This is a genomic window from Pinirhizobacter sp., assembly GCF_035317885.1.
Taxonomy (GTDB): Bacteria; Pseudomonadota; Gammaproteobacteria; order Xanthomonadales; family Rhodanobacteraceae; genus Pinirhizobacter.
On the sequence record NZ_DATHFX010000308.1, the window covers coordinates 1 to 4,955 of the forward strand.

Consider the following 4,955-nt stretch of genomic DNA (forward strand, 5'->3'; position numbering starts at 1 on the left):
CGGCCGCGGCGTCGATGCCATCGCGGAAGGGGAAGAAGGCGTCTGAGGCCATGGCGCTACCCGGTACGGTAAGGCCCGCCTCCTCGGCCTTGAGGCCGGCGATCTTCGCCGAGACCACGCGGCTCATCTGGCCGGCGCCCACACCGATGGTGCGGCCGTCGCGGGCATACACGATGGCGTTGGATTTCACGTACTTGGCCACGGTCCAGGCGAAGTAGAGGTCGTCCAGTTCCTTCGGGTCGGGCGTGCGCTTGCTTACCGCCTTCAGCTCCGAGCGGTTGACCGTGTGGTTGTCCGCCGTCTGCACCAGCAGGCCGCCGCCGATACGCTTGAAGTCGAAGGTATTGCGGCCGTCGCCGCCGGGGATTTCCAGCACGCGCACATTGGCCTTGGCCGCCGTTGCCGCCAGGGCCTCAGGGCTGAATGACGGCGCGATAAGTACCTCGACGAACTGGCGGCTGACGATGGCTTGCGCGGTGGCATGGTCCACCGGCCGGTTGAAGGCGATGATGCCGCCGAATGCCGAGGTGGGATCGGTGGCATACGCCAGTTCGTAAGCGGCCAGGGGCTCGGCAGCTACAGCCACGCCGCAGGGGTTGGCATGCTTGACGATCACACAGGCGGGCAGGTCGAACTGGCGCACACATTCCCATGCGGCGTCGGCGTCGGCGATGTTGTTATAGGACAGTTCCTTGCCCTGCAACTGACGGAACGTGGCAAGGGTTCCGGCGGCAGGCGCAGCGTCCTGGTAGAAAGCCGCCTGCTGGTGCGGGTTCTCGCCATAGCGCAGGCCCATCACCTTGATGAACGATTGGTTGGCCTGCGCCGGGAAGGCGTCGACACCGGCCACGGCGGTCTGCGTGTCATTGAGTTGCACGGCGGAAAGATAGTTGCTGATGGCCGCGTCGTAGGCGGCCACCCGATTGAACGCCGCCACCGACAGCGCAAAGCGGGTCGCCCGGTCGAGACCGCCTTGGGTCTCGATCTGCGTAAGCGCGTTGTCATACTGTGCCGGATCGGTGAGTACGGCTACGTCGTTCCAGTTTTTTGCCGCCGCGCGCAGCATGGCGGGGCCACCGATGTCGATGTTCTCCACGGCATCTTCGAGTGTGCAACCGGGTGCGGCGACGGTCTTTTCAAACGGGTAGAGGTTCAGCACCAGCAGGTCGATCGGCGCGATGCCGTGGGTTTGCATGACCTCGTCGTCGACGCCGCGACGCCCCAACAGGCCGCCGTGGACGGCCGGATGCAGCGTCTTGACGCGGCCGTCCATGATCTCGGGAAAACCGGTGACATCGCTGGCCTCGGTCACCGGGATGCCAGCCTCTCGCAGCGCCTTGGCCGATCCGCCAGTGGAAAGGAGCTCCACGCCCTTGTCGGCCAGGCGCCTGGCCAGTTCGATGAGTCCCAGCTTATCGGAGACGCTCAGCAGCGCGCGGCGGACGGGGACGAGATCGGGCGTAGGCATGACCGGAATCCAGGCAGGGGACCCATCATTATAGCGTCCGGGGCGTCGGGGGTCGTTTTCGGAACGCTTCCGCAGGAGGGCAAAGCCCGACGAGGACTTAGTGACGAAAACGACCCCCGACGCCCCGGCCCCACGGGCTGGCCCCGATCAAACCGTTCCGCCTGTCATCACGCCGACGGCGTTGGTCGAGGTCAGATCAGGCCGTGGGCTGTCAGCTTCTTGCGCAGCGTGGCGCGATTGATGCCCAGCGCGGCAGCCGCGCGGCTCTGGTTGCCCTCGTGGAAGGCGAGCACTTCGCGCAGCAACGGCCCTTCGACCTCGCGGATCACCAGCGCATGCAGGCCTTCATCGCAATGCGTGTCACCAATGTCCTTCAGATAGCGACGCACGGTACGGCTGACACATTCACTGAGGGCGCTCTGCATGGACGGTTCATTCGCCACTTCAACGTCGGTCAGTCGGACAGCGTGCACGTCGATCCCCTCACGGAACAGCGCAGGGGCAGCCTTGGCCCTGCAGGTTTTGCATGGAATGTTACGACCGCGGTGCCCAGGCTCGAATGGCCGGCCGATCGATCACGAGGGATCGACTATACCTGTGTCCGTCGACGATTTTAAGGCTTGCGAAAAAGAAAAGTTCCTAGACCGGCCAACTGGCCTGTCACTCGAAGGCGAACTCGAAGTTCACCGCGTTCTGGCCCGGGTCTTGCACTTCGAACACCATGACCGAGTCCGATGCGGCCTTGAGCCCGCGCGCCACCGTGGCGGCGTCGCCGACATATTCTTCAGGACGGAAGCGGCGCATGGCCAGGCGCTTGCCGTCGGCATCACTTAAGGTGATGCTTACCACCGGATAGGGCTGCGCGAACGAGGCGTCGTTGCGTACGTGCGCGGTGATCAGCAAGGCGCCGGGAATTTTCGGATGCGCGGTGACCTCGCGGGCCAGCAGTTTAAGTTGGGTCGTGTCTTGCACCAGTGGCAACGGGCAGCCCATGGCATGGCAGGCCGAGGCAAGCATCGGGCCGATGGTGGGGTCGGCCACCAGGGCCTCGCGCTTGGCCCAGCCGAGCTGGCCGGCCAAGCCCAACAGCAATACCGTGCAGATGGCCGTCCATCCCCACCAATGGCGCGGCCTGCGCGGCTTGCGCTTATCACGTGCAAAGCGCGGTGCAAACGTCAGCTGGGAGAAATCTTCCTGGCCTGGCGCAACCTCGGCCACGAGCTCCGCCGGTGGTCGGAACACCGCCTGGTCGAGCAGGGTAGGCTCCTGGTCCAGGGCGTGCTCGTCGAGCCTGCGGAAGGGTTCGGGTGGCAGCATTTCCGACAGCGTGCCCAGTGCCTGGAAGACATTGTTGCAGTGGGCGCAACGCACGCAGCCGCAGGCCGGGACCAGCGCCGCTGCCTGCAGCGCATAGACGGTGAGGCAGTCGGGGCACTGGGTGTACATGGGTTAAGTCTAGCTGCGACGCGTGCCGCTGACGCGGACCCAATCCTCGCGGATGGCTACGGCCAGGTCGTCGAACCATTCGCCGTAACGGGCAAGCAGTTCCTCGTGCTGGCCGGCCAGGATGCCTGACATGGCAAACGGCGAGCCGGGCTTGATGCTGGCGGCGAACGCGGGTGCCAGTTCATCGAGGGGGCCTGCCAGGATATTGGCCACCAGCACGTCGGCAGGCGGCACGTTACCGGCGCCGGGCAAGTGCACTTCGAGCCGATCGGCTACGTCGTTGCGTTGAGCGTTGTCCAGCGAAGCCGTCAGCGCCTGGGGATCGTTGTCGATGCCCACCGCGTGCGCCGCGCCCAGCTTCAGCGCCGCCAGCGCCAGCACGCCGGAGCCGCAACCGTAATCAAGTACCGTCAGGCCATGCAGGTCCAGGCCATCGAGCCACTCCAGGCATAGCGCCGTCGTCGGGTGGGTACCGGTACCGAAAGCCAGGCCCGGATCAAGGCGAACCACCACTTCATCGCCGCCCTTGGGCGGTTCGATGTTCCACGGGTAGATCCACAACCTCCGGCCGAACTGCATGGGCTTGAACTGGTCCATCCAGGCCCGTTCCCAGTCCTGGTCCTCGACCACGCGGAAATCGAGTATGTCTGTGTCGAGCCAGGGCAGGCGATCGGCCAGCGCGGCCAAAAGGCCGCGACGATCGACATCGGCGTCGAACAGCGCAAGCAGGGTGATCGTCGGCCACAGCGGCAGTTCGCCGACGCCGGGCTCGAAAATAGCCTGCTCATCAGGTGTTTCGGCGTCGGCATCCTGCAGCGTCACCGAAAGCGCCCCGATATCGTCGAGCGCTTCCTCGGTGGCCGGCTGCTGGGTCGAGGTGATGGTGAGGGAAAGCTCAAGCCACGGCATTACTGCGTTCCCGCCGCCGCCTCTTTCTGTTCCGCCATCCGCTTCTCGAGGTAATGAATATTCTGCCCGCCGGCCTGGAAGCCCTTGTCGGCCATGATGCGCTGCTGCAGCGGCACGTTGCACTTGACGCCTTCGATCACCGTCTCCAGCAGCGCGATGCGCATGCGGGCGATGGCGGTGTCACGGTCGGGGCCGTGCACGATCAGCTTGCCGATCATCGAATCGTAGTTGGGCGGGATGCGGTAGCCGTCGTACAGGTGCGTGTCCACGCGCACGCCGGGGCCGCCCGGTGCCTCGAAGCGTTTCACCGTGCCCGGCGAAGGCATGAAGGTGTCGGGGTCTTCGGCGTTGATGCGGCACTCGATGGCATGGCCCTTGATCACCACGTCTTCCTGGCGGATCGAAAGCTTTTCGCCGCCGGCGATCAGCAACTGCTCACGCACCAGATCGATGCCGGTGATCATCTCGGTGACGGGGTGCTCCACCTGAATGCGCGTGTTCATCTCGATGAAGTAGAACTTCCCGCCCTCGTAGAGGAACTCGAAGGTGCCGGCACCGCGGTAACCGATGCGGACGCAGGCGTCGGTGCAGACCTTGCCAATGCGTGCGCGCTCTTCAGGCGTGATGCCCGGCGCGGGGGCTTCTTCCACCACCTTCTGGTGGCGTCGCTGCATGGAGCAGTCGCGCTCGCCCAGGTGGACGGCATTGCCCTGGCCGTCGGCCATCACCTGGATCTCCACGTGGCGTGGATTCTCCAGGAATTTTTCCATGTACACCTGTTCGTTGCCGAACGCGGCCTTGGCCTCAGCCTTGGTCATGGTGACGGCATTGGCCAGGTGCGCTTCGGTGCGAACCACGCGCATACCGCGTCCGCCACCGCCGCCGGAAGCCTTGATGATCACGGGATAGCCGATTTCGCGGGCGATCTTGACGTTGGCGGCCGGGTCTTCACCCAGCGGGCCGCCGGAACCGGGCACGCAGGGGACACCAGCGTCCTTCATCGCACGGATGGCTTCCACCTTGTCACCCATCATGCGGATGACGTTGGCAGTGGGGCCGATGAAGACGAAGCCGGACTGTTCCACCTGCTCGGCGAAGTCGGCGCGCTCGGACAGGAAACCGTAGCCGGGAT

General features: G+C 65.1%; 5 protein-coding genes. All 5 read right to left on the reverse strand.

The genetic code is table 11. The annotated features are described in order from the left end of the window. On the reverse strand, window positions 1-1,468 hold a 1,468-nt coding region (gene purH, locus VK519_RS10015), incomplete at its 3' end, for a bifunctional phosphoribosylaminoimidazolecarboxamide formyltransferase/IMP cyclohydrolase (protein WP_324349453.1). 191 nt (window positions 1,469-1,659) lie between these two features. Then, window positions 1,660-1,893 carry a helix-turn-helix domain-containing protein gene (locus VK519_RS10020; RefSeq protein ID WP_324349455.1) on the reverse strand — a complete coding sequence of 78 codons (234 nt, stop codon included), beginning with the start codon at window positions 1,891-1,893 and terminating at the stop codon, window positions 1,660-1,662. A 235-nt stretch (window positions 1,894-2,128) separates the two neighbouring features. Further along, window positions 2,129-2,914, reverse strand: coding sequence for a zinc-ribbon and DUF3426 domain-containing protein (locus VK519_RS10025; RefSeq protein ID WP_324349457.1), 786 nt, complete (start codon window positions 2,912-2,914; stop codon window positions 2,129-2,131). A gap of 9 nt (window positions 2,915-2,923) precedes the next feature. Then, complete coding sequence (gene prmA / locus VK519_RS10030) at window positions 2,924-3,823, reverse strand: 50S ribosomal protein L11 methyltransferase (protein WP_324349458.1); 900 nt, start codon at window positions 3,821-3,823, stop codon at window positions 2,924-2,926. After that, window positions 3,823-4,955: acetyl-CoA carboxylase biotin carboxylase subunit (locus tag VK519_RS10035; RefSeq protein WP_324349460.1), on the reverse strand; the 1,133-nt coding region annotated here is incomplete at its 5' end. The genes VK519_RS10035 and prmA, both read right to left, overlap by 1 nt.